Annotated in this window: 21 protein-coding genes; 12 read left to right on the top strand and 9 right to left on the bottom strand. The window is 70.0% G+C overall.

Annotated features, from left to right (window positions below; translation table 11 throughout):
• The first annotated feature begins 1 nt into the window (after position 1).
• Genes AC069H_RS34090 through AC069H_RS34070 form a run of 5 tightly spaced genes read left to right on the top strand, consistent with a single transcriptional unit; the run spans position 2 to position 5,600 of the window.
• Positions 2-1,960: a putative cobaltochelatase gene (locus tag AC069H_RS34090; protein WP_478235071.1), complete on the top strand. Its 1,959-nt coding sequence runs from the start codon at positions 2-4 to the stop codon at positions 1,958-1,960.
• Positions 1,960-2,574 (top strand): cob(I)yrinic acid a,c-diamide adenosyltransferase, encoded by a 615-nt coding sequence (gene cobO / locus AC069H_RS34085; RefSeq protein WP_478226535.1) that lies wholly within the window; start codon positions 1,960-1,962, stop codon positions 2,572-2,574. Before AC069H_RS34090 ends, cobO begins: the two co-directional genes overlap by 1 nt.
• Positions 2,568-3,902 carry a cobyrinate a,c-diamide synthase gene (locus tag AC069H_RS34080; RefSeq protein ID WP_478235070.1) on the top strand — a complete coding sequence of 445 codons (1,335 nt, stop codon included), beginning with the start codon at positions 2,568-2,570 and terminating at the stop codon, positions 3,900-3,902. The genes cobO and AC069H_RS34080 overlap by 7 nt, the downstream gene beginning before the upstream one ends.
• On the top strand, positions 3,895-4,968 hold the full coding sequence (gene cobC / locus AC069H_RS34075; protein ID WP_478235069.1) for an Rv2231c family pyridoxal phosphate-dependent protein CobC: 1,074 nt from the start codon (positions 3,895-3,897) through the stop codon (positions 4,966-4,968). Before AC069H_RS34080 ends, cobC begins: the two co-directional genes overlap by 8 nt.
• Positions 4,965-5,600, top strand: a complete 636-nt coding sequence (locus AC069H_RS34070; protein WP_478235068.1) for a hypothetical protein — start codon at positions 4,965-4,967, stop codon at positions 5,598-5,600. The genes cobC and AC069H_RS34070 overlap by 4 nt, the downstream gene beginning before the upstream one ends.
• 100 nt (positions 5,601-5,700) lie before the next feature.
• On the opposite strand, the gene AC069H_RS34065 is transcribed toward AC069H_RS34070, so the two are convergent.
• From AC069H_RS34065 to AC069H_RS34055, 3 genes are read right to left on the bottom strand one after another with little or no spacing between them, the layout of a single operon-like run.
• The gene (locus AC069H_RS34065; RefSeq protein ID WP_478235067.1) at positions 5,701-6,447 is read right to left on the bottom strand and encodes an adenosylcobinamide-GDP ribazoletransferase; all 747 of its coding nucleotides are present in this window, start codon (positions 6,445-6,447) and stop codon (positions 5,701-5,703) included.
• Positions 6,444-7,457 (bottom strand): nicotinate-nucleotide--dimethylbenzimidazole phosphoribosyltransferase, encoded by a 1,014-nt coding sequence (gene cobT / locus AC069H_RS34060; protein ID WP_478235066.1) that lies wholly within the window; start codon positions 7,455-7,457, stop codon positions 6,444-6,446. The genes AC069H_RS34065 and cobT overlap by 4 nt, the downstream gene beginning before the upstream one ends.
• Before the next feature lie 8 nt (positions 7,458-7,465).
• Positions 7,466-8,071 carry a bifunctional adenosylcobinamide kinase/adenosylcobinamide-phosphate guanylyltransferase gene (locus tag AC069H_RS34055; RefSeq protein WP_478235065.1) on the bottom strand — a complete coding sequence of 202 codons (606 nt, stop codon included), beginning with the start codon at positions 8,069-8,071 and terminating at the stop codon, positions 7,466-7,468.
• A gap of 36 nt (positions 8,072-8,107) precedes the next feature.
• Here AC069H_RS34055 and AC069H_RS34050 point away from each other — a divergent pair, with 36 nt between their 5' ends.
• Positions 8,108-9,040: a cobalamin biosynthesis protein gene (locus AC069H_RS34050; RefSeq protein WP_478235064.1), complete on the top strand. Its 933-nt coding sequence runs from the start codon at positions 8,108-8,110 to the stop codon at positions 9,038-9,040.
• Positions 9,037-10,497: a cobyric acid synthase gene (locus AC069H_RS34045; RefSeq protein WP_478235063.1), complete on the top strand. Its 1,461-nt coding sequence runs from the start codon at positions 9,037-9,039 to the stop codon at positions 10,495-10,497. The genes AC069H_RS34050 and AC069H_RS34045 overlap by 4 nt, the downstream gene beginning before the upstream one ends.
• Before the next feature lie 62 nt (positions 10,498-10,559).
• On the opposite strand, the gene AC069H_RS34040 is transcribed toward AC069H_RS34045, so the two are convergent.
• On the bottom strand, positions 10,560-11,315 hold the full coding sequence (locus AC069H_RS34040; protein WP_478235062.1) for a CbtA family protein: 756 nt from the start codon (positions 11,313-11,315) through the stop codon (positions 10,560-10,562).
• A gap of 14 nt (positions 11,316-11,329) precedes the next feature.
• Complete coding sequence (locus tag AC069H_RS34035) at positions 11,330-11,536, bottom strand: CbtB domain-containing protein (RefSeq protein WP_005162643.1); 207 nt, start codon at positions 11,534-11,536, stop codon at positions 11,330-11,332.
• Positions 11,537-11,849: 313 nt separating this feature from the next.
• Between AC069H_RS34035 and AC069H_RS34030 the strand changes: the two genes are divergently transcribed.
• From AC069H_RS34030 to AC069H_RS34010, 5 genes are all read left to right on the top strand, one after another.
• Positions 11,850-12,758 (top strand): ABC transporter ATP-binding protein, encoded by a 909-nt coding sequence (locus AC069H_RS34030; RefSeq protein ID WP_478235061.1) that lies wholly within the window; start codon positions 11,850-11,852, stop codon positions 12,756-12,758.
• 10 nt (positions 12,759-12,768) lie between these two features.
• Positions 12,769-13,509 (top strand): ABC transporter permease, encoded by a 741-nt coding sequence (locus tag AC069H_RS34025; RefSeq protein WP_478235060.1) that lies wholly within the window; start codon positions 12,769-12,771, stop codon positions 13,507-13,509.
• 3 nt (positions 13,510-13,512) lie between these two features.
• Positions 13,513-14,796, top strand: coding sequence for a sensor histidine kinase (locus AC069H_RS34020; protein ID WP_478235059.1), 1,284 nt, complete (start codon positions 13,513-13,515; stop codon positions 14,794-14,796).
• On the top strand, positions 14,793-15,422 hold the full coding sequence (locus AC069H_RS34015; protein WP_478226523.1) for a response regulator: 630 nt from the start codon (positions 14,793-14,795) through the stop codon (positions 15,420-15,422). The genes AC069H_RS34020 and AC069H_RS34015 overlap by 4 nt, the downstream gene beginning before the upstream one ends.
• Before the next feature lie 71 nt (positions 15,423-15,493).
• A complete protein-coding gene (locus AC069H_RS34010) occupies positions 15,494-16,387 on the top strand; it encodes an ROK family protein (protein ID WP_478226670.1) in 894 nt (297 codons plus the stop codon).
• Here the strand turns inward: AC069H_RS34010 and AC069H_RS34005 are convergent.
• The 4 genes from AC069H_RS34005 to gltB all read right to left on the bottom strand — a co-directional run bounded on the left by AC069H_RS34005 (position 16,377) and on the right by gltB (position 25,122).
• Positions 16,377-17,162 (bottom strand): DeoR/GlpR family DNA-binding transcription regulator, encoded by a 786-nt coding sequence (locus tag AC069H_RS34005; protein WP_034312927.1) that lies wholly within the window; start codon positions 17,160-17,162, stop codon positions 16,377-16,379. The two genes, AC069H_RS34010 and AC069H_RS34005, sit on opposite strands and share 11 nt — an antisense overlap.
• A gap of 248 nt (positions 17,163-17,410) precedes the next feature.
• A complete protein-coding gene (locus AC069H_RS34000; protein WP_478235058.1) occupies positions 17,411-18,823 on the bottom strand; it encodes a Dyp-type peroxidase in 1,413 nt (470 codons plus the stop codon).
• A 316-nt stretch (positions 18,824-19,139) separates the two neighbouring features.
• Entirely contained in the window at positions 19,140-20,591 is a 1,452-nt protein-coding gene (locus tag AC069H_RS33995; RefSeq protein ID WP_478235057.1) for a glutamate synthase subunit beta, read from the bottom strand.
• Positions 20,584-25,122, bottom strand: coding sequence for a glutamate synthase large subunit (gene gltB / locus AC069H_RS33990; RefSeq protein ID WP_478235056.1), 4,539 nt, complete (start codon positions 25,120-25,122; stop codon positions 20,584-20,586). The genes AC069H_RS33995 and gltB overlap by 8 nt, the downstream gene beginning before the upstream one ends.
• Positions 25,123-25,247 lie beyond the last annotated feature (125 nt).

Raw genomic sequence — 25,247 nt, 5'->3', positions numbered from 1 at the left:
TGTGAAGCCGTACCCGTTCACCGCCGTTGTGGGGATGCCGGATCTGCGCCTGGCGCTGGTGCTTTCCTCGATCTCGCCCGCGGTCGGCGGAGTCCTGGTGCGCGGGGAGAAGGGCACGGCGAAGTCGACGATGGTGCGCGCGCTGGCCGGTCTGCTGCCCGGTGTCGACGTGGTGGACGCGTGCCGGTTCTCCTGCGACCCCGTCGAGCCCGATCCGGCCTGCCCCGATGGTCCGCACGCCGAAGGTTCGCCCGCGCACCGCCGTCCCGCGCGGCTCGTGGAGCTGCCGGTCGGCGCGGCGGAAGACCGCGTGATCGGTTCGCTGAACCTGGAACGCGCGCTCACGGACGGCGTCACCGATTTCCAGCCCGGTCTCCTCGCGGCCGCGCATCGCGGGCTGCTGTATGTGGACGAGGTCAACCTCCTGCACGACCACCTGGTCGACACGCTGCTCGACGCCGCCGCCATGGGGCGCGCGACCGTCGAGCGCGAGGGTGTCTCGGTGTCGCACGCGGCCCGGTTCGTCCTGATCGGCACGATGAACCCCGAGGAAGGCGAACTACGGCCGCAGCTGCTGGACCGCTTCGGGCTCACCGTCGAGGTCGCGTCGAGCCGGGATCCCGAACTGCGGGTCGAGGTCGTCCGCCGTCGGCTCGCCTACGAGGCGGACCCCGACGGTTTCGCCGGCCAGTACGCCGCGGCCGACGCCGAGCTCGCCGCGGACATCGAAGCGGCACAACGGCTTCTGCCGTCGGTCAAACTGCCGGACGACGCGCTGCGGCAGATCGCGGAGGTCTGCGCGTCCTTCGAGGTCGACGGGATGCGCGCGGATATCGTGACCGCGCGGACCGCGGTCGCGCACGCCGCCTGGGCCGGGCGCACCGAGGTGACCACCGAAGACGTCCGGGTCGCGGCCCGGCTCGCGTTGCCGCATCGCCGTCGCCGCAATCCCTTCGACGCGCCCGGGATCTCCGAGGAGCAGCTGGAACAGGCGTTGCAGGACGCCGAACCGGAAGGCCCCGGTCCGGACGACGACGGCCCCGGTTCCGGTGCCCCTCCTGAGGGCGGCGAGGCTCCGCAGTCGGAGAGCGGCGGCCAGGAACCGTCGGGCGGCGGCAAGAGCGGCGGCGACCAGAAGCCGGTCGGAGCCGGGGAAGCCTTTCGTGCCAGGCGTTTCGAGGTGAAGGGCACCGGTGAAGGCGCCGCCGGACGGCGGTCGAGGGCGATCACCGACAACGGCCGGACCATCGGCGTCCAGCCCGCCGGGACCAAGGACGGGCATCCGCATCTGCTCGCGACCGTGCGCGCGGCCGCGCCACATCAGCGATCCCGCGGCCGCGGTGGCGCCGGACTCGTGGTGCGACCGCAGGATCTCCGGTTCGCGCGGCGGGAAGGGCGCGAGGGCAACCTGGTGCTGTTCTGTGTCGACGCGTCCGGCTCGATGGGCGCGCGGCAGCGGATGCGCGAGGTCAAGACCGCCGTGCTGTCGCTGCTGCTCGACGCCTACCAGCGTCGCGACAAGGTGGGCTTGGTGACCTTCCGCGCCTCCGGTGCCGAACTCGCGCTCCCGCCGACCATCAGCGTCGATGCCGCCGCGTCCCGTTTGGACGGTCTCGCGACCGGCGGCCGTACGCCGCTGGCCGAGGGACTTCTCGAAGCGGTCCGGGTCCTGCGGATCGAAGCCGTCCGTGATCCGTTGCGGCGTCCGCTGCTCGTCGTCGTCACCGACGGCCGCGCGACCAGCGGTGCCGACGCCGTCCAGCGCGCCCGTCAGGCGGCCGGGTTGCTGGCCGGGAACGTGACCTCGATCGTGATGGACTGCGAGAGCGGGAAAATGCGGCTCGGGCTCGCCGCCGAACTGGCGGAACACCTTGGCGCGGAACATGTCCCGGTCGCCGAGGTCGCCGCGGACACCCTCGCGGGCGCCGTCCGTACTCATCTCTCGGGAAGGGCGGCGTAATGCCACAGGGCAAACCGGAAACGGTGCCGAACGACGGGCTCACCACCCGTCAGCGCCGCAATCGCCCGCTGCTCGCCGTGCACACCGGCGAGATGAAGGGCAAGTCCACGGCAGCGTTCGGGATGGCGCTGCGGGCGTGGAACCAGGGCTGGTCGATCGGCGTGTTCCAGTTCGTCAAATCGGCGAAGTGGCGCGTCGGCGAGGAAGCCGCGTTCCGCGCGCTCGGCAAGCTGCACGACGACACCGGACAGGGCGGCGCGGTCGAGTGGCACAAGATGGGCGAAGGCTGGAGCTGGGCGCGCAAGTCCGGTTCCGAAGAGGACCACGCCGCCAACGCCCGTGAGGGCTGGGCCGAGATCAAACGCCGGCTGGCCGCCGAAACCCACGACTTCTACGTCCTCGACGAATTCAGCTACCTGCTCAAATGGGGCTGGCTCGAAGTGGACGACGTCGTCTCGACGCTGACCGGACGCCCCGGGCACCAGCACGTGGTGATCACCGGCCGGTACGCGCCGCCGGAGCTGATCGAGGCGGCGGACCTGGTCACCGAGATGACGAAGGTGAAGCATCCGATGGACGCCGGGCAAAAGGGCCAGCGAGGCATCGAATGGTGAACCGCGTGGTCATCGCCGCGCCTGGATCCGGGCACGGCAAGACCACGATCGCCGCGGGCCTGATGGCGGCGCTGCGGGCGCGGGGGCTGAAGGTCTCCGGGCACAAGGTCGGCCCCGACTTCATCGACCCGAGCTACCACGCCCTCGCCACCGGACGGCCCCCGCGCAACCTCGACCCGTTCCTCCAGGGCGAGGATCGGCTGATCCCGATGCTGCGGCACGGTTCCGCCGGTGCCGACATCGCGGTCATCGAAGGTGTGATGGGCCTGTTCGACGGGGCGCTCGGCACCGAGGGATACGCGTCGACGGCGCATGTGGCGCGGCTGCTGGACGCGCCGGTGGTGCTCGTCGTGGACGCGTCGGCCGCGTCGCGCAGTGTCGCCGCGACCGTGCTCGGGTTCGCGCAGTACGACACCCGCGTCCGGCTCGCCGGCGTCATCCTCAACAAGCTGGGCTCGCAACGGCACGCGGACGAGATCGTCACCGCGCTGGAGGCGACCGGCGTCCCACTGCTGGGAACGTTGTACCGCAACGAAGAGATCCACGCGCCCAGCCGTCACCTCGGCCTGGTCCCGGCGGCGGAACGGGCGAGCGAGTCGGAACGGCTGCTGCCGGAGCTGGCGGCATGGATCAGCGAGGGCGTGGACCTCGGCGCGGTCGTGCAGGTCGCCCGGTCGGCTTCGCGGCTGTCGGGGGAGCCTTGGCGGCCTCCGTTCGCGTATGACGGGCGCCGTAAGGTGGTCGCCGCGGCGGCCGGTCCCGCGTTCACCTTCCGCTACACCGAGGCCGTCGAATTGCTCGCCGCCGCCGGTGTCGATGTCGTCGACGTGGATCCGTTGCAGGACAAGGAACTTCCCGAAGGCTGCGCCGGGCTGTACTTCGGCGGTGGCTTCCCCGAGGTCCACGCAGAAGAACTGTCGGCGAACGTCCCGCTACGGACCGCGGTCGCGCGGGCGGTCGGTGACGGAATGCCCGTCGTGGCGGAGTGCGCTGGACTGCTGTACCTGTGCCAGGACATCGACGGGACGCCGATGACCGGCGTCCTGGACGCCTCGGCCACCATGACGAAACGCGGAAAGCTCGGCTACCGCAAGGCTTTCTCGCCCGCGGACAGCGTGCTCGCCGTCGCGGGGCAACGCGTCACCGGGCACGAATTCCACCGCACGATCATCGAACCCGGCAGCGGCCCGACACCGGCCTGGGGCTGGGATCGCACTCCCGACGGTTTCGCGTCGGCGTCACTGCACGCGTCGTACCTGCACGTCCATTGGGCGGGCTACCCCGAACTCGCCGAACGGTTCGCCGCCGCGGTGCGCGCCCATGGCTGACTACGACCTCTGGCACCACGGCGATCGCGAGGTCGGTGAAGGTCTCGTCGATCTGGCGGTCAACGTCCGCCTCCCGGCGCCACCCGCTTGGCTGCGCGCTGAACTGGCGGCGGCCCTGGGCGATCTCGCCGCCTATCCGGACGTCACCGCCGCTGTGGTGGCGGTGGCGCGGCGACACGCTTTGCCGGAGTCCCAGGTGCTGGTGACCTCCGGCGCGGCCGAAGCCTTCACACTGCTGGCCACGGCGTTGCGGCCGTCGTGTGCGGTGGTCGTGCACCCGCAGTTCACCGAACCCGAGGCCGCTCTGCGCGCGGCCGGTCATCCCGTGCACCGGGTGCTGCTGTCACCCGACGACGGCTTCCGGTTGGGCGGGGTCCCGGAGGAGGCGGACCTGGTCTTCGTCGGGAACCCCACGAACCCGACTTCCGTGCTGCACCCGGCCGCGGACCTGCTCGCGCTGGGCCGCCCCGGCCGGCTGGTCGTCGTCGACGAGGCCTTCCTCGACGCCGTCCCCGGCGAGACCGAAAGCGTTGCGGGACAACCGGGTTTCGCCGTCCTCCGCAGCCTGACGAAGACGTGGGGGATCGCCGGTCTGCGCGCCGGATACGTACTGGCGGACGAGTCCGTTGTGGACAGCCTGCGCGCGGTCCAGCCCCCGTGGTCGGTGTCGTCGCTCGCCGCCGTCGCCGTGGTGGCGTGCTGTCGTCCTGCCGCGCTGGAGGAAGCCGAAAAGCTGGCGGTGGCGGCGGAAGCGGATCGGGAGTACCTGGTTTCGGGCCTGACCGCGCTGGGGGTCGAGGTGCTGGGGGAGCCGCGGGGTCCTTTCGTGCTCGTGCGGCTCCCTGGCGCCGACGGTGTCCGGGAACGGTTGAGGGAGAACGGTTTCGCCGTCCGTCGGGGGGACACCTTCCCGGGGCTGGACGCGCGGTACTTGCGGATCGCGGTGCGGGACCGGGAGACGGTGGACGCGTTCTTGGGTGCGTGGCGGGTCGTGAGTGACGTTTCGGGTTCTAACCCGAAACGCCACTCACGACCCGCGCACGACAGTGGTTGGATGAGCCGGTGAACTTCGCGATCGGCGTCTTCGATCTCTTCGCCTACACCATCCCCGGCGCGCTGTACGTCGCGTTCTTCGGCTATCTCGGGACGAAACTCCACCTCCTGACCGCGGCGAGCATCGGTGGCGTGCCCACCGTGGTGCTGGTCGTCGTGATCGTGCTGCTGAGCTTCCTGCTGGGCTATTTGGCCTATCCGCTGGGTGAGGCGCTGGAGCGGATCGTGCCGCGACGGCGGAGCCGGGACGCGGCGAAGGAGTTCGTCCGCCGGATGCCCGCGGCGAAGGACCGCCCGTTCCTGAAGGAGAACCCGCATCTCCTGCTGTGCGCGCTGCAACTGCAGGACAAGGAGGTCGCGGCCGACGTCTCGCGGGTGCGCGCGTCCGGTCTCATGGTGCGCAACTGCGCGCCGCCGTTGCTGTTCGGCGCCGTCGCCGCGATCGTCGAGATCTTCGCGGGTAAACGTCCGTTCATCGCCGCCGGGATCGCGGTGCTGCTCGTGTTCGCGTCGCTCACCTTGGTCACGCAGGGACGGAAATTCGGTCTCTGGGCCGGGATGAAGACCTTCGAGCTGTGCTTCTGGTTGCCGGACATCGACGAGAAACTGGCGACGGACACGATCGTGCCGCGAGAAAAGTCGTGACTCGCGTGCTCAGACACGGAACTCGCGTGATTGGAAGCCGCACACGAAGTTCGGTCTCCAAGCACGCGAGTCACGTCTCTGAGCACGCGAGATCCGTCTTTCAGAACGACAAAGCCAGCAAGACCCCCGCGACGGCGACCTCGACGCAACCCCCGAGCACGTCCCCGGTGACCCCGCCCAGCCGCTGAACGCACCGCGCCAGCAACGCCGCCGCGGCCAGGTACCCCAACGCCACCGCGGCGAGCCCTTGCCACCACGGGAGTACCAGCGCCGACGCGCCCACGAGCACGGCGAACACCACCGTCGCCGTCCACACCGGCACCGAACCGGCGACGGTCGCGCCCAGTCCTTCCGGCCGGGCCGAGGGGACGCCGCGCGCGCAGCACAGCGAGAGCACCCCGCGTCCGGCGATGACCGCCGTCGCGACCGCCGCGATCCCGTGCCCGGCCGAGATCGCCCCGGCCAGCGCGCCGGTCTGCACGAGCAACGTCAGCACCAGGGTCGCGATCCCGGTCGGCCCGGAATCGCCGCGCCGCATGACGTCCAGCGCCCGCACGCGGTCGTACGAAGCACCGAGCCCGTCCGCCGTGTCCGCGAGCCCGTCCAGATGAAGGCCGCGGCTGCCCAGCGCCACCGCGCCCAACGCGAGTGCCGCCGACGCGAACGCGGGCAGACCGACCAACTCGCCCAGGAAAACGAGCACCGAGGCGACGGCCGCGAGCGGCACGACGGCCAGCGGGGCGAGCACCATCGCGCCGCCCGCCACCCGCCGGTCGATCACCCCCGGCGCCGGCACCCGGACGGTGGTCAGGGTGCCGACGGCCATCTTCAGCGCGTCGGCGATCAAGCCAGATCCGCCAGCAGGCCCATGTCCGCGAGGATCGCCCGCGCCGCCCTCAGCGTCGGCACCGCCTGCACGGCACCGCTGCCCTCGCCGAGCCGCAGCCCGAGGTCGAGGATCGGCTCCAGCCCGAGCGCCTTCAACGCGAACGCCTGCGACGGTTCGGTCGACCGGTGCCCGGCCAGCCACCACCGCTCGGCACCTGGCGCGATCTCGCGGGCGACGAGCGCCGCGGCCCCGGAGAAGACGCCGTCGAGCAGCACCGGAACCCCGCGGACCGCGGCCTGCACGAGAAAGCCCGCCGTCGCGGCGAGACAAGCGCTGCCGAGCGCGGTCAGCACTGCGAAGGGATCCTTCAGCGCTCCGGCCCGCGCCAGCGCGGCCTCGACGACCGCGACCTTCCGCGCGCGACCGTCCTCGTCGATCCCGGTCCCCGTGCCGACGACCTCTTCCGCCGCCAGGCCGAGCACCGAAGCGACCACGGCCGCGCAGATCGTCGTGTTGCCGATCCCCATGTCGCCGGGGATGAGCAGATCCGCGCCGCCGTCGATCTCCTCGTCCGCGATCGCCAGCCCATGGTCGAACGCCGTCCGCGCCTCGCCCTCGGCGAGCGCGTCCTCGACGTCGATCGCACCGGACCCCCGCCGGACCTTGTGCGCGGTGACCTCGGCGGGCACGTCCGCGCCGTCCCAATCCACCGCGATGTCGCACACCCGCACCGTCGCCCCGGACAGCTTGGCCAGCACGCCGACGCCGCTCTTCCCGGCCAGGAACACCCGCACCATCGCCGCGGTGACCTCGCGCGGATACGCCGACATCGCGGAAACCCCGTGGTCCCCGGCGAACACGACCACGCGGACGTCGTCGAGCGGCCGTGGCGGGACGACGCCGTGCGCGGCGCTCAGCCAGGCGGCCAGGTCTTCGAGCCGTCCGAGCGAACCCAGCGGCTTGACCAGGCCGTCCAGTCTGGTGCGCGCCGCGGCTTCGGCGGCGGCGTCCGGGAGGGCGATACGCATGGCAGCTCCTAAGGCAGGTCGAGCATCCGTCCGGCGACGACCAGCACGGTCCGGTCGGACACGGCGGACACCCGGTTGTTCACCGCGCCCAGCACATCACGGAACACGCGTCCGGACACCGTCGCGGGCACCACACCGCTGCCGACCTCGTTGCTGACCGCGATCACCGGCACGTCGGCCTGCTCCCACGCCGCCAGGAAGTCCTCCAGCCGGTCGTCGAGCCGCCGTTCCCAGCCCTTGCGCTGCTCCCAGGCGCCGACCTCGTCGAGCACCCGGCTGATCCACGTGCCGAGACAGTCGATGAGCAGCGGATGCGTGGCCGTGCGCAGCACCGTGGCCAGGTCGGTGGTCTCCACCGTCTTCCAGTGGCCCGGCCGCCGTGCGCGGTGCGCGGCCACCCGGGCGGCCCATTCGGGATCTTCGGCGCTCGGCGGCAGCCCGGGCGCGATGTAGGTCAGGTGCGGGTGGCGGGACGCGAGCCGCTCGGCGTGGTGTGACTTCCCAGAGCGGACGCCGCCCAGTATCAGCACCTTGCCGTCGTCGCGCGAATAGCGGCGAAGTGCCCGCGCGAGGGTCTCCAGGACCTTCGCGAGGCGATGCGTCAGCTTGGTCATACCCCGCATTCTCGTGCACGCGCTACGGTTCGCCACGTGCCACTCCGACAAGCCGCCACCGCAGCCGGACTCGTGACCGGTTACGTCGCCGACGCAGTGTTCGGAGATCCACGGAGGAGGCATCCGGTCGCGGGCTTCGGGCGGGCCGCGCAAGCCCTCGAACAGCGGGTTTACGCCGATTCGAAGGTGCGGGGCGCGGCGTACACCGCCGTCTGCGCGGGCACCGTCACCGGATTGGGGGTCGCGGCCCAGTTCTTGACCCGGAAGCGTCCGTTCGCGCGCTTCGCGCTCACCGCGGCGTCCACTTGGGTGGTTCTGGGCGGCAAGGGGCTCGCGGCCGAGGGCACCCGCATGGCCCGGTTGCTCGACGACGGCGACCTGCCTGCCGCGCGGCAGCGGCTCTCGCATCTGTGCGCCCGCGACGCCACCGGGCTCGACACCGGACAACTCGCGCGGGCGACCACCGAGTCCATCGCCGAGAACACCTCGGACGCGGTCATCGCGCCGCTGCTGTGGGGGGCGGTCGCCGGGATCCCCGGCCTGCTGGGTTACCGCGCGCTGAACACGCTCGACGCGATGGTGGGCTACCGGTCCCCGAAGTACGCCAACTTCGGCTGGGCGTCGGCGAGGACCGACGATCTGGCGAACCTGGTGCCGTCCCGGGTCGGCGCGGCGCTCACCGTGGCGTCGGCGCCACTGGCCGGCGGTTTCGCCAAACCCGCGTTCCGGATCTGGCGGCGCGACGGGAAGCACCATCCGAGCCCCAACGCGGGCCAGGTCGAGGCCGCCTTCGCCGGTGCGCTCGGGATCAGGCTGGGCGGGACGAACAGCTACGGCGGACGCACCGAACGCCGCGGCGTCCTCGGCGACGGCTGCGAGCCGGAACCGGTGGACGTGCGCCGCGCGGTCCGGTTGTCGAGGGCGGTCGGTCTCGCCGCGCTCGCCGTCGCGGTGGCGGTCACGCGGTGAGCGGCCTGCTCGTCGCGGGGACGACGTCGGACGCGGGCAAGAGCCTGGTCACCGCCGCTTTGTGCCGCTGGCTCGCGCGCCGGGGCGTGCGCGTCGCGCCGTTCAAGTCCCAGAACATGTCGAACAACTCGATGGTGTGCGCGGACGGCGCCGAGATCGGCCGCGCGCAATGGCTCCAGGCGCGGGCGGCCCGCGTCGAACCCGAAGCCGCGATGAACCCGGTGCTGCTGAAACCGGGGAGCGATCGCCGCAGCCACGTCGTCGCGCTCGGGAGACCGTTCGGCACGCTGGAAGCGGGGGAGTACGCCACGGGGCGGGAAGGCCTCGCCGAGATCGCCTTCGACACGTTTTCTTCGTTGCGACGACGCTTCGACGTCGTGCTGTGCGAAGGCGCGGGCAGCCCGGCCGAGATCAACCTGCGCGAAGGCGACTACGTCAACATGGGGCTGGCGCGGCGCTTCGGCCTGCCTGTGGTCGTCGTCGGCGACATCGACCGCGGCGGCGTCATGGCCGCGATGTTCGGCACCCTCGCCCTGCTTTCCGCCGAAGACCAGGCGCTGGTTTCGGGCTGGCTGGTCAACAAGTTCCGCGGTGACGCCGGCCTGCTGCGGCCGGGACTGGAGACGCTGGAAAAGCTCACCGGCCGCGAGGTCTTCGGCGTGCTGCCCTGGCTCGACCAGGTGTGGATCGACTCGGAGGACGCGCTCGCAGCCGCGGGCTGGGGCGCTTCGGGTGGGTCGCTCCGGGTCGCCGTCGTGCGTTTTCCGCGTGCCTCCAACGCGACCGACGTCGACGCGCTCGCCGCCGAGCCCGGGGTCTCGGTCGCGCTGACCGCCGATCCGGACACAGTCCTTTCCGCCGACGTGGTGATCCTGCCGGGTTCCCGCGCGACCGTGGACGACCTGGCGTGGCTGCGTGCGCGCGGCCTGGCGGACGCCGTTCGCGCCCGGGCCGGGGCAGGGCGTCCGGTACTGGGCATTTGCGGCGGGTACCAGATGCTGGCCGCCGAAATCGAGGACGACGTCGAATCCGGCGCGGGAACGGTTCCCGGTCTCGGTCTGCTGCCCACCAGCGTCTCGTTCAGCCCGGACAAGGTGCTGGCCCGCCCGACGGGTTCCTGGCGCGGGCAACCCGTGCAGGCGTACGAAATCCACCACGGCACCGTGACCGCCACCGGCCCCGCCGAGTCCTTTTTGGACGGATACCGGCGGGGCGCGGTGTGGGGCACGATGTGGCACGGAGCCTTCGAGAACGACGGTTTCCGCCGCGCCTGGCTGGGCGAGGTCGCGGACTGGTCACCCGCCGCCGGGGCACCGGGTTTCGGCGCGTTGCGGGAGAGCATGCTGGACCGGCTCGCCGACGCCGTCGAGGAACACGTCGACACCGAGGCTCTGCTGCGGCTGATAGAGAAGGGTGCCGACGGCGGCCTGCCGTTCGTGCCGCCCGGCGTCCCCTGACGCATTTAGTCCTCTGAATGCGGTCCTTGCGCACGCAACTACCGCATTCAGAGGACTAAATGCTAGCTAACCCGCACGGTGTCTTTACGCCCCAACGCCTTCTCGGCCAAGGCGCCGAAGGTCAGGCCGAGCGCGGTCCAGAGCACCACCTGCGTCCCGACCGACGCGAGCCGGAACGTCCACAGCGTGGAACCCGGGAACCCGTCGGGGACTTCGTCGATCGACGGCAACAGCGCCGCCGCCACCCCGATCAGCACTACGTACCCGCCCGCGGCGATCAGGCCGCCGCGCCAGGCGCCGAGCTTGTCGGCCAGCTTCCGGCCGAACGCCGCCGCGAGGATGCCGACCAGCAGCGAAAGCGCGACGAAACCGAAGTACAGCGAAGTCCGGCTTCCGATCGTGCCCGCCTGACCGACCGCGGGCGGATTCCCCGGGTACTTCAGGAACGGCACCAGGAACACGACCACGAAGGCGCCACCGGCGAGCAGAGCCGCGGTCACCCGCGGCCGCAAAGTGCCGAGGCGCCCGTAGACGAAGGCGAACGCGAGCGAGAACAGCCCGCCGACGGCGACCCCGTACAGGCCGACGCCGGTCAGCAGACCCACGGTGCTCTGCACACCACGGGTGACGAGCTCTTCCTCGGCCTCGGCCGGGGCGTGTTCATGGGCACCCGGAGCACTGTGCGAATGAGCGGCGGTGCCTTCGAGACCGATGGCGGTATCGACGGAGGGCTCACCGAAGAAGTACGCGAAAAGGGTCGCCAAGACACCAGCGACCAGGCCCGCGAGCATGCCGCGGACCAGCAAGGTCCTCATCATGGGGCGCGTGCCGCCTAGTGGCACGGGAAGGCCAGCAGATGCCGGCCGTCGTGGACGAACTCGTGGACGTACGAGTTCGCGAACACCGACACCGCGCCCTGCTCGGCGCTGATGAAGTACAGCGTGATCAGCGAAAGGAGGATGACGAGCACCGCCCAGGGCAGGATCTCGCGGACGGGGATCCGGACGGGGACGGGTACTGCGGCTACCGCTTCGGACATGGCGGTGGGACCTCCTCGGGCTAGCGCGGCCTCTTCAGGGGTGTCACGACGGCTCCGGGTCTGGCTTCCCCGATGGCTCGGGGTCACAGTGGCGCGACCGCGCGGATTCTCACCGCGTTCCGGGTGCCGTCGTCTGGCCGACCGAGCGTAGGTCGCCACGAAGCGTCCGGTCAATGTGACGGAACCCGATCGGCGCAGGCTCGTGACGTCACGGGCATCCACCGATCGGTTGATGGGGGCTCCACCGTCGCCCGCCTCAGCCGTGGCCACGCGGTTGATTCGGCGGACCCCCGCCGCGCGGCATGGTCTTCGTATGGCAATCATCGAGGTGGAAGACCTCGTCAAACGCTACGGCGACCACACCGCGGTGAACGGGGTCGGTTTCGCCGTCGAGCAGGGCGAGATCTTCGGCATTCTGGGCCCCAACGGGGCAGGCAAGACCACGACGGTCGAGTGCGTCGAGGGGCTGCGCGTCCCGGACGGCGGGACCATCCGGGTCTGCGGGATCGACCCGCGAAGCGAAACCGGCGAGCTGCGGCAGCTGCTCGGCGCGCAACTGCAGGAAAGCGAGTTGCCGGACAAGCTCAAGGTCGGCGAGGCGATGGAGCTGTACGGCTCCTTCTACCGTGAACCGGCCGACTGGCGGGAGCTTCTCGGCATCCTCGACCTGACCGCCAAGATCGACACCCAGTTCCGCAGGTTGTCCGGCGGACAGAAGCAACGGCTGTCGATAGCGCTCGCGCTGATCGGCAACCCGAGGGTGGCGGTGCTCGACGAGCTCACCACCGGCCTGGACCCGCAGGCGCGCCGTGACGCGTGGGGCCTGATCGAGCGCGTCCGCGACCGCGGCGTCACGATCCTGCTGGTCACGCATTTCATGGAGGAAGCCGAACGACTGTGCGACCGGCTCGCGGTGATCGACGCCGGCCGCGTCGTCGCGCTCGACACCCCGGCCGGGCTGGTCGCCGGCGTCGACGACCGGCAACGCATCCGGTTCCGTCCGTCCGCCCCGCTGGACCACTCCGTGCTGACCGCGCTGCCCGAGGTCACCTCGGTCGACCGCGCGGGCGACCAGCTCGTCGTGACCGGCACGGGCAACCTGCTGCTCGCCGTCACCACCGTGCTCGCCCGCAACCAGGTCACCGCGGCCGGCCTGCGGGTCGAGCAGGCGTCGCTGGACGACGCGTTCGTCGCGCTCACCGGCCGCACCATCGACTCCTGAGGAGAACACCATGTCCGCCCTCGCCCGGCTCACCGTCGCCGAGACCAAACTCTTCTTCCGCGAGCCGATGCTCGTGTTCTTCGTGCTCGCGTTCCCGCCGCTCCTGCTCGTCGTCCTCGGCGCGTTCCCCGCGTTGCGAGAACCCAGCGCGGACCTCGGCGGCGCCAGGGCGATCACCCTGTACCTGCCGATCATCGTCACGATGGGGCTCGCCATGTTCGCGCTCAACAGCGTGTCCCAGCTGCTCGCCACCTACCGGGAGAAGGGGGTGCTGCGGCGCATGCGGACCACCCCGGTCAAACCGCACGTCATGCTCGGCGCGCAGCTGCTGATGTCCACGATCATGTCCGTGGCGACGATGCTGGTCGTGCTGGCCATCGGCAGGGTGATGTACGACGTGGGCCTGCCCCGGCAGCTCTTCGCGTACCTGATCGCCTATCTGCTGGCGGCGCTGGCGATGTTCGCGATCGGCCTGCTGGTCGCCTCCGTCGCGCCGACCGGCAAGAGCGCGGGCGCGATCGGGACCCTGCTGTTCTTTCCGATCCTGTTCTTCGCCGGTCTCTGGGTGCCGCGCGCCGAGATGAACGACGTCCTGCGGACGATCAGCGATTTCACTCCGCTGGGTGCGGGCGTGCAATCATTGCAGGACGCCGCCGCCGGTCACTGGCCGCAACCACTGCAGGTGGCGGTCTTGCTGGGGTGGACGATCGTGGCAGGCGGGCTGGCCGCCCGGTACTTCCGCTGGGAGTGAGTCGTGGGCATCGAAGCGGAGCTGCGTGCGGAGTTCGACCGCTGGGAACGGGTCGAGACGAAGGTCTTCAACGTCCTTCCGTACGTCCTGCTGGCGATCGGCGTGCTCATCGCGGTGCTGCTGCCGATCTGGCGGGTGCCGGTACACCTGCCGACAGTGCTCACGTTTTCGGCCGCGATCCTGGCCTGGACCTTCTGGTTCCACACGCTTCATCCGGAATGGCACCGGAACGGCCCGCTGATGGGCCTGTACTACACGGGCCTGATGGTGCTGACGGCCTGCCTGGTCGCGGTCGCGCCGTGGTACGGCCTGTTCGCCTTCATCGGCTACCCCCAGGCGTTCCATTACCTGAAAGGCCGCTGGCGGTACGCCGGGGTCGCCGCCACGTCCGTGATCTCGGCGGTGGCGTACCTGGGCGGGCTGACCGGGATCCGGGACGAGAACATGTGGGCGGCGTGGGCGGCGCTCAGCGTGATCATCACCGTGCTGGCCGGGGCTTTCTCCCGGATCGCCGAGCAGTCGGACCAGCGCAACCTCAAACAGAAGCAGGCGCTCGCCGAGCTGAACGAGGCGAACACCAGGCTGGAGGCGGCGCTGGAGGAGAACGCCGGCCTGCACGCCCAGCTGCTGGTCCAGGCCAGGGAGGCCGGGGTGCTCGACGAGCGGCAGCGGATCGCCAGGGACATCCACGACACCTTGGCCCAGGGCCTGGCAGGCATCCTCACCCAGCTCCAGGCCGCCGAGCAGACCCTGGACGAGCCTCCGGTGCTGCACCGGCACGTGACGAACGCGATGAACCTCGCGAGGGAGAGCCTGACCGAGGCACGCCGGACGGTGCACGCGGTGCAGCCGGAGCCACTCGCCGAGGGCAGGCTCCAGGACGCGATCGGCGAGGTGACCAGGCGCTGGTCGGAGGTGAACCACATCGAGGCGGTGCTGACCACCACCGGCGACCCCCGGCCGATGCACGCCGATGTCGAGGTGACGCTGCTCCGGGCCGCGCAGGAAGCACTGGCCAACGTGGCCAAGCACGCGAAGGCGGGCCGAGTCGGCCTGACCCTGTCGTACATGGAGGATCTGGTGACGCTCGACGTGCGTGACGACGGTGTGGGCTTCGAACCCACCGCCAAGCGCGCCAACGGTTCCGCCGACGGAGGGTTCGGGCTGACCGGTATGCGGCAGCGCGTGCAGCGCCTCGCCGGCCGCCTCGACATCGAGTCGGAGCCGGGCGGGGGCACCGCGATCTCGGCGTCCGTACCGGCGATCCCGGCCGGAGCGGAGCGGTGATCTCGCTGCTGATCGTCGACGACCATCCCGTGGTACGGGACGGGCTGCGGGGCATGTTCAGCGCAGACCCGCGCTTCGATGTCCTCGGCGAGGCCGGGGACGGCGAGGAGGCCATCACCGCCGGGGTGAAGCTCCGTCCCGACGTGATCCTCATGGATCTGCGGATGCCCCGGATCGACGGCGTCACCGCCATCGAGGAGCTGGCGAAACGCGGGGTGACTTCGCGGATCCTCGTGCTCACCACCTACGACACGGACAGCGACGTGCTGCCCGCCATCCAGGCCGGTGCCACCGGCTACCTGCTGAAGGACGCGCCGAGGGAAGAACTGTTCCGCGCGGTGGAGGCGGCCGCGCAGGGGAAGGCGATGCTTTCTCCCGCCGTCGCGACCCGGTTGATGGGCCAGATGCGGCAGCCGACTTCAGGCCCGCTCTCACACCGTGAACTGGAAGTCCTGGAACTGATCGCCCAGGGCTCGACGAATCGTGAGGCCGCGAAGAGGCTGTTCATCAGCGAAGCGACGGTGAAGACCCACCTGCTGCACGTGTACGCGAAACTCGGCGTCAAGGACCGGGCGGCGGCCGTGGCCACGGCGTTCTCCCAGGGGTACCTGACACCGCGCGGCTGATGGCGCGGCGTCGGCGGAATCCTTGCGGTCCGCGGCGGGGCGCATGCCAAAATCCAGCTATGACACCTGCGGTGGCGGCACTCGATGTCGGCGGAACGTCCATCAAGGCGGCCCTGTACGACGCGGACCTGAAAGACCTCGCCAGCCTGCGCGAGCCGACGGCCCGCGGAGCGGACGGCGAGGCGCTCGCGGACCAGGTCGCGCGGATCGTGGAAACGCTGGGCAAGCAGGCGGGGACCGGGACGCCGGACGCCGTCGGCGTGGTCATCCCCGGCATCGTCGACGAAGTCGGGCGAGTGGCCCGGTTCTCGGCGAACCTCGACTTCCGGAACGTGCCGTTCGGCGAGATGCTCGACCGCAGGCTGGGGCTGCCGTTCGCGTTCGGGCACGACGTCCGCGCCGGCGGGCTCGCGGAGTTCCGCGTCGGCGCGGGCAAGGGCTGCACCGACGCCGCCTTCATCCCGGTCGGCACCGGGATCGCGGCCGCGCTCCAGCTCGACGGGAAGCTGTACGCCGCGGGCGGGCAAGGCGGCGAGATCGGGCATATCGACGTCGGCCACCGGCTGCCGTGCGGGTGCGGCGCGACGGGATGTCTCGAGGCGATCTCCTCCGCTTCGGCCATCGCCCGCCGCTACAGCGAGCACACCGGGCGGCCCGCCGACGGCGCCGAGCAGGTGGTCGACGCCGCCCGGCACGGCGACGAGGCCGCGATCTCCGTGGTCAACGACGCGCTCGAAGGGCTCGGCCACGGCATCAAGACCCTGGTCACGCTGTTGGCGCCCGAAGTCGTCGTCCTCGGTGGCGGCCTGTTCACCGCGGGCGACTACGTCCTCGAACCCGTACGCGCGTGGCTGGCGGCGAACCTGCAGTTCCAGCGGATGCCCGAACTGCGGATCGCACAGCTCGGCGACGAGGCGGGCAGGCTCGGCGCGGCACTGCTGGCGCTGGACCGGCTCAAGCCTTGACCACGCGCACGCCTTCCTCCTCGAAGGCGTGCACCCGCTCCGGATCCGCGCGGCCATCGGTGACGAGAACGTCGACGTCGGTGGTCGCGCAGATCTTCGCGAAGGCGTGACCGCCGAGTTTCCCGCTGTCGGCGAGCACGACGACCTGCCGGGCACGGGCGGCCATCAGCCGGTTCGTGCTCGCGTCGCCCTCGTGATGCGCCTGCGCGCCGTGCACCGGGTCGAAGGCGTCCACCCCGAGGAACACCAGATCCAGCGAGATCTGGTCGAGGAACAGGTGTGACAGCGGCCCGGACAGGTCGAACGACTGCTGCCGCGCGACCCCGCCGGTCACCACGATCTTGATATTGGGCCGGACGGCGAGTTCGTGGGCGATGTTGAGCGCGTTCGTCACCACGGTGAGCGACGGCCCTCCGGTCGGCTCGCCCATGTCCGGCCGGGTCGCGAGCGCGCGGCCCACTTCGGTGCTCGTGGTGCCGCCGTTGAGGCCGACCACCATGCCGGGGTCGACCATTCTGGCCGCGGCGGCGGAAATCCGTTGCTGTTCGGGCGCGTTGCGCGCCGCCTTGTGCCGCAACGGAAGGTCGTAGGCGACGTTGCTCGCCACGGCGCCGCCGCGGGTGCGGACCACGAGATTGCGCCCGGCCAGGTGATCGAGGTCCCGGCGGATCGTCGCGGGGGAGACACCGAGTTCGCCCGCCGAAACCTCGACGTCGACTTTTTCCCGCTCTCCCACCATGTCCAATAATGCCGTGAGTCGTTCATGCCGATTCATCCCCAGCTCCCTCCCCGAAGCCCGATGTCGCTTACCGCACCGGACAAAGTACTACGCGTCGCGAAAGGGGCAGGCTCGGGACGCCGGGGAGAAAGCTAAATGGGCGGGCGCCGGCCACCCCCAGTGTGACCGGCGCCCGCCCGGCGGCCGGTACGCCCAGGACCGGCCCGTTTCGCAGGCTATCTCCGCCGACTCCAAACTGATATCCGCTTTACGCCCGTTTCGGTGACGTTTAGCGGATAACCCGATCAGCCCTTGCCGCCGAGCCCGCGCAGGAACGCGAGCGACGGCATGAAGAAGTAGTCGCCGCCCTTCAGTGTCACCGACTGCGGGATCGGATCCGCGGTCACCGTGCGGTCGCCCGCCCATTCCGTGGTGTAGACGGATTCCGGCCGCGGGCCCTGGCCGATGACCGGGTCGAGGCCCGGCGGCTTGACCCCGGCGGGCGGGATCGGGAACCCCGGGTTGTTCGACCAGGTCGCCTGGGTGAACTCGAACTGGTTGCCCAGCACCGAATTGAACGCCATGAACAGCAGCCCGACGCCGCCGCTGGGCCGGGCCGACGGTGGCAGGTCGGCGTTCGGATCGTCGGCTCGTTCGCCGTAGGGCACGCCCCGTCGCGCCATCAGGTGCAGGCGTTCCTGCGGCGGCTGTTCCGCGCCTCCGCTGCCGCGCGGGTTCGTCTTCCGGATATGGGCCTGGAAGGGGCATTTGGCGCCGGCGGCGTCACTTCCGTAGTCGAAGTTGTTCGGTACCGGACTTTCCGCACCCTCTTCCCGTTGCGTGGTCAGCGGGGTGCCGTCTTCGAAACGGCCGACGATCATCGCGCCCGCCCGTTCCCGGTTTTCGCCGACGAGGCCCAATTGATCCGCCAAATCCTCCTCGGACTGCTTGAATCGCCGCACATTCTGTTCCAGTTTGCGGAAAACGAAGTAGCTGCCGAAATGCACTCCTGGATCGGGGGCGGCGTGATCCGGGACGAGCACCTGGTTCAGCGGAGCGGTCGGATCCCAGACTCCGATGCCGTCCGTTTCCGTCTTTTCCGCGTGGATGTCCTCGACCAGGAAGAGCGGCTGGCTCCGGCCGTCGACGTAGCCGAAATGTTCGATTCCGTTCCCGTTGGCGTTCACCCGCCCGAGTCCGGTTTCCTCGGCGACGACGGAAACCGTCGACGGAATCAGTGCCAGAACCTCGTTCCGGCGCGCGGTCATCGGAGCGTCCTCGGCGTCGCCGATGATGACGACCGCGTGGATCTCGTCGTGGTATCCACCGTCGAACGTGGAGCGCGGCGGGTCGTTCAGCTTCTCGCGGGTCTCCTGCGCACGCATGCCGAGACGGAACGATGCGTCTTGCGGCACCTCGATTTTCAGGAACCGGTAGCCGGCCGCGGTCAGTCCGGTGCCGACGTAGGGCGCCCCCTTCACCCCTTCGGTTTTGAAGCGCTCGACCTCGGTCAGGTGGGTCTTCGCGGACTTCATCAGCGGGACGAGCGACGCGAGGAACTTCATCGCGTCCTGGACCTCCGAAAAACGGAGGAACAGTGCGGAAAAATTGTCGCGAGCGTGTGCTTTGAGGATGTTCGGCTGTAGTTCGTCGAGCATCTTCGCGGCGTCGCCGGTCGCGGTCTTCCATTCCAAGGGCATGGTCAGATCGACGGACATGGCAAGGAACCCCCTCCTTGAGAACCCGTCCGGCGGCCCCGGCAGGTCTGATGCCGGTCGCCGTGCGGGTCTTACCCTTGATACAACCGATACCGAAAGCTCGCTGTCATCACCCGTAACTACACTCTTTCGGCGGTTCTTTCACTCGAAAGGACCAGTGTGCCGATCACGCCCCGCATTTAGTCCTCTGCATGCGGTGGTTGCGCACGCAACTACCGCATTCAGAGGACTAAACGCGAGAGGGAGTAACACGCGTGAAGGCCCCTTCCCCTTGGGTTCAGCCGAGGGAAGGGGGCCTTCACGCGCTAAAAGCGGCCTAGGTGAGCGGCCGGTCGGTCGGCGCGATCGGGGCGGGCAGCACGTCTCGCCCGGTGAGGAACGCGTCCACCCCGGCCGCGGCGGAGCGGCCTTCGGCGATCGCCCACACGATGAGCGACTGGCCGCGGCCCATGTCGCCCGCCACGAACACGTTGTCGACGCTGGTCTTGAAGGACTTGTCGCGGGCGACGTTGCCGCGCTGGTCGAGTTCGACGTCGAGCGACTCCAGCAGGCCTTCCCGCTCCGGGCCGACGAAGCCCATCGCGAGCAGCACCAGCTGCGCGGGCAGTTCGCGTTCCGTTCCGGGAACCGGGACGAACTTGCCGCCCTCGTTGCGCACCTCGACCAGCTTCAGCGCGCGCACGCGCCCGCCGGCGTCGGCCAGGAACTCCTGGGTGTTGACCGAGTACAGCCGCTCGCCACCCTCTTCGTGCGCGGAAGAGACGCGGTAGATCATCGGGTACGTCGGCCACGGGTGCGCGTCCGACCGCGAAAGCGGCGGCTTCGGCATGATCTCCAGCTGCGTCACCGACTTCGCGCCCTGGCGGTGCGACGTCCCGACGCAGTCCGCGCCGGTGTCGCCACCGCCGATGACCACGACGTCGAGGCCTTCGGCGTTGATCGGCGAGACGTCCAGCTCTCCGGCGGCGACCCGGTTGGCGTGCGGCAAGAACTCCATCGCTTGGTGGATACCGGCGTGCTCGCGGCCGGGGATCGGCAGGTCGCGCCACGCGGTCGCGCCGCCGGCGAGGACCACGGCGTCGTAGGACGACTTGAGCTCCTCGACGGTGAGGTCGACGCCGACGTTCACCGAGGTCCGGAACTCCGTGCCCTCGGCCCGCATCTGGTCGAGGCGCCGGTCGAGCCGGTGCTTCTCCATCTTGAATTCGGGGATGCCGTAGCGCAGCAGCCCGCCGATCTTGTCGGCCCGCTCGAAGACCACGACGCTGTGGCCCGCGCGCGTGAGCTGCTGCGCCGCGGCGAGTCCCGACGGGCCGGATCCGACCACCGCCACCTTCTTGCCGGTCTTGACGACCGGCGATTCCGGCGTGACCCAGCCTTCTTCGAAGGCCCGGTCGATGATCGAGATCTCGACCCGCTTGATGGTGACGGGATCGTCGTTGATCCCGAGCACACACGCCGTCTCGCACGGCGCCGGGCAGAGGGTCCCGGTGAACTCCGGGAAATTGTTGGTCGCGTGCAACCGCTCGGCCGCGTCGCGCCAATCGTCACGCCAGGTCAGCGTGTTCCACTCGGGGATGAGGTTCCCGAGCGGGCAGCCCTGGTGACAGAACGGGATGCCGCAGTCCATGCAGCGTCCGGCCTGCTTCTGCAGCTTCGACGTCGCGAAGTCCTCGTACACCTCGCGCCAGTCCATCAGGCGCAGGTCGACGGGACGGCTCTTGGGCGTCTCGCGAGTGGTGGTCAGAAAGCCCTTGGGGTCAGCCATGTGCGGCCTCCATGATCGCCTCGTTCACGTCACGCCCGTCGCGCTCGGCCTCAGCCTGCGCCGCGAGCACGCGCTTGTAGTCCTTCGGCATGACCTTGCCGAACCGGTCGACGGCGGCGTCCCAATCGGCGAGCAGCGCACGCGCGACCGCGGACTCCGTTTCGTCGTAATGCTTTTCGAGCGCCTCGCGCAGGAAGTCCACATCGGACGAATCCAGCGGGTCGACGTCGACCATCTCCGGGTTGATCCGGTGCGCGGGCAGGTCCAGCACGTAGGCGACGCCGCCCGACATCCCGGCCGCGAAGTTGCGGCCCACGCTGCCGAGCACGACGACACGGCCGCCGGTCATGTACTCGCAGCCGTGGTCGCCGACGCCCTCGACGACGGCCAGCGCGCCCGAGTTTCGCACGCAGAACCGCTCGCCGACCTTGCCGCGGATGAAGATCTCGCCGCTGGTCGCGCCGTAGCCGATCACGTTGCCCGCGATGATGTGCTCTTCGGCGTTGTACCGCGCCACCTTCGGCGGCCGCACGATGAGCCGTCCACCGGAGAGGCCCTTGCCGACGTAGTCGTTGCCGTCACCGTAGAGCCGCAGCGTGATGCCCTTGGGCACGAACGCGCCGAACGACTGACCGGCGGTCCCGGTGAAGGTGACGTCGATCGTGTTGTCCGGCAGGCCTTCGCCGCCCCACCGCTTGGTGAGCTCGTGGCCGAGCATGGTGCCCACGGTCCGGTTCACGTTGCGGACCGGCAACTCCAGCCGCACCTTGTCCCCGGAGGACAGCGCGCCCTCGGCGAGCTGGATCAGCGTGTTGTCGAGCGCCTTCTCCAGCCCGTGGTCCTGCACCGTCTGCTGGTGCCGCAGTCCGGCCGGGGCCATGTCGGGCACGTGGAAGATCGGCGACAGGTCGAGCCCGGCGGCCTTCCAGTGGTCGATCGCCTTGCGCTTGTCGAGCATCTCCGCGTGGCCGACGGCCTCGGCGATGGACCGGAAACCCAGCTCAGCCAGGTACTCCCGGACCTCCTGGGCGATGAACTCGAAGAAGTTCACCACGTACTCCGCCTTGCCGCTGAACTTCTCACGCAGCGTGGGGTTCTGCGTCGCGACACCGACCGGGCAGGTGTCGAGGTGACACACCCGCATCATGATGCAGCCGGAGACCACCAGCGGCGCGGTCGCGAAACCGAACTCCTCTGCGCCGAGCAGCGCGGCGATGACGACGTCACGGCCGGTCTTGAGCTGGCCGTCGGTCTGCACGACGATGCGGTCACGCAGCCGGTTGGCCAGCAGCGTCTGCTGCGTCTCGGCGAGCCCGAGTTCCCAGGGGCCGCCCGCGTGCTTGATCGACGACAGCGGGGAAGCACCCGTGCCACCGTCGTGCCCGGAGATGAGTACGACGTCCGCGTGCGCCTTGGACACACCGGCCGCGACCGTGCCGACGCCGACCTCGGACACGAGCTTCACGTGGATACGCGCGGCCGGGTTGGCGTTCTTGAGGTCGTGGATCAGCTGGGCGAGATCCTCGATCGAGTAGATGTCGTGGTGCGGCGGCGGCGAGATCAGCCCGACACCCGCCGTGGAGTGCCGCGTCTTCGCGATCCACGGGTACACCTTCGCGCCGGGCAGCTGGCCGCCTTCGCCGGGCTTCGCGCCCTGCGCCATCTTGATCTGGATGTCGTCGGCGTTGACCAGGTACTCGCTCGTGACGCCGAACCGGCCGCTCGCGACCTGCTTGACCGCGCTGCGGCGCTCGGGGTCGTAGAGCCGCTCCGGATCCTCGCCGCCCTCACCGGTGTTCGACTTGCCGCCGAGGCGGTTCATCGCGATGGCCAGGGTTTCGTGCATCTCCGCCGAAATCGAGCCGTAGGAGATCGCGCCGGTGGCGAACCGCTTGACGATCTCGGAGACCGGTTCGACCTCCTCGATCGGCACGGCGGGCCGCTGCCCGATCTTGAAGTCGAACAGCCCGCGCAGCGTGTACAGCTTCTGAGCCTGGTCGTCGACGGCCTTCGTGTACTCCTTGAAGACCTCGTACTTCCCGGCACGGGTGGAGTGCTGCAGCTTGAACACCGTCTGCGGGTTGAACAGATGCGGCTCGCCCTCGCGGCGCCACTGATAGTCCGAGCCGGTCTCCAGCTCGCGGTGGTTCGCGCGGAAACCGTCGCGCGGGAACGCCCGGCGGTGCCGCTCGGCGACTTCCAGCGCGAGCGTGTCGAAGCCGACGCCGCCGAGCCGGGAAGTGGTGCCGGTGAAGCAGTTCTGGATGACCTCGTCGCCGAGCCCGACCGCTTCGAAGATCTGCGCGCCGGTGTAGGAGGCCACTGTGGACACTCCCATTTTCGACATCGTCTTGCGGACGCCCTTGCCCAGTGCCTTGATCAGGTTCGCGGTCGCCTGTTTCGCGGTGACGCCGGGGATCAGGCCCTGGTCGGCCATCTCCTCGACGGTCGCCATCGCCAGGTACGGGTTCACCGCCGCGACGCCGTAGCCGATCAGCAGCGCGATGTGGTGCACCTCGCGCGCGTCGCCGGCCTCGACGATGAGGCCGACCTGCGTACGGGTCTTCTCGCGCACCAGGTGGTGGTGCACCGCGCCGGTGAGCAGCAGCGACGGGATACCCGCGTGGTCCTCGTCGATGCCGCGGTCGGAGAGCACGATCAGCCGCGCGCCCTCGGCGATGGCCGCGGACACCTCGGCCCGGATCTCGTCGAGCCGCCGCAGGAGCGCCTCGCCGCCGCCGTGGACGTCGTAGGTGCCGTGCACGGTGACGGCCTGGAACTCTGGCAGATCGCCGTCGTCGTTGACGTGCACGAGTTTGGCGAACTCGTCGTTGTCCAGCACCGGGAAGGGCAGCACGATCCGGCGGCACGACGACGCGTCGGCCGTCAGCAGGTTCGGCTGCGCGCCGAGCTGGGTGCCGAGCGCGGTGACCAGTTCCTCGCGGATCGCGTCCAGCGGCGGGTTGGTCACCTGGGCGAAGAGCTGGATGAAGTAGTCGAAGATCAGCCGCGGGCGGCTGGACAGCGACGCGATGGGGGAGTCGTTGCCCATCGAGCCGATCGGCTCCGCGCCGGTGCGGGCCATCGGCTGGAGCAGGACGTCGAGTTCTTCTTCGGTGTAGCCGAAAGCCTGCTGGCGGCGCACGAGCGCGGCGTGCGGCGGGATCTCGCGCTCACGTTCGGGAAGCCCGTCGAGCGGGAGCAGCCCGTCCTCGACCCATTCGTCGTACGGGTGCTCGGTGGCGAGCCGGTCCTTGATCTCCTCGTCCTCGACGATCCGGCCGGCGGCCGTGTCCACGAGGAACATGCGGCCCGGCTCCAACCGTCCTTTCCGGACGATCGTGGACTGCTCCAGTTCCAGCACGCCGACCTCGCTGGCGAGGACGACGAGGCCGTCTTCGGTGACCCAGTACCGGGCGGGGCGCAGGCCGTTGCGGTCGAGCACCGCGCCGATCTGGGTGCCGTCGGTGAAGGAGACCAGCGCCGGGCCGTCCCACGGTTCCATCAGCGTCGAGTGGAACTCGTAGAACGCGCGGCGCGCGGGGTCCATCTCCTGATGGTTCTCCCAGGCCTCCGGGATCATCATCAGCACCGCGTGCGGCAGCGGGCGTCCGCCGAGGTGGAGCAGCTCCAGCACCTCGTCGAAGGACGCCGAGTCGCTCGCGCCGCGGGTGATGATCGGGTAGATCCGCTTGAGATCACCCGGGATCAGGTCGGATTCGAGCAGCGCCTCACGCGCGTCCATCCAGTTCCGGTTGCCGCGCAGGGTGTTGATCTCGCCGTTGTGGGCGACGTACCGGTACGGGTGCGCCAGCGGCCACGACGGGAAGGTGTTGGTGGAGAAGCGGGAGTGCACCAGGCCGATGGCGCTGGTGACGCGCTCGTCGGTGAGGTCGGCGAAGAACTTCTCGACCTGCGGCTCGGTGAGCATTCCTTTGTAGACGATCGTGCGCGAGGACAGGCTCGGGAAGTAGACGTCGTCCTCGACGAGCGCGTGCTCGGCGCGTTTGCGCACCACGAACGCGGCGCGTTCCAGGGCGAGGCCCTCCAGCGCGTCCTGTCCGGCAAGGAACAGCTGGCTGAAATACGGCATGGTCTCGGCCGCGCCGGTGCCGACGTGTTCGGTGTGGACGGGAAGGTCACGCCAGCCGAGGACGCGCATGCCCTCTTCGGCGGCGACGCGCTCGATGGTCGTCATCGCCCGGCCACGGGCGTTTTCTTCCTGTGGAAGGAAAGCCGTGCCGACGGCGTACGCGCCGGGCTCGGGAAGGTCGAAGCCGACGACGTCGCGATAGAACTCGTCGGGGACCTGGATGAGGATCCCGGCACCGTCGCCGGTCTCCGGGTCGGCGCCGCGAGCCCCGCGATGTTCCAGGTTCCGCAGCGCGATCAGCGCTTTGGCGACGATGCCGTGATCGCGTTTACCGGAGAGATCGGCGACGAACGCGACACCGCAGGCGTCGTGCTCGAACTCCGGGTCATACAGGCCTTCGGGGGCCTTGCTGCCCTTGTAGCTGGCATGGTGGGTCACGGCTGGCCGCCTCCCAAGGCGTCGGCGCGACCGGTACCACTCCGTTCGGGTGGTTCGTGCGTGAACCAGTTAACGGAGTGGTCCGGGACCGCGATGGTCAGTCGAGAGGGAACGATCCCGCCCGC

It is taken from the genome of Amycolatopsis sp. NPDC043887 (assembly GCF_056435665.1).
Note: the sequence above shows the minus strand (reverse complement) of the source record. Positions and strands in the feature narration are given on the sequence as shown.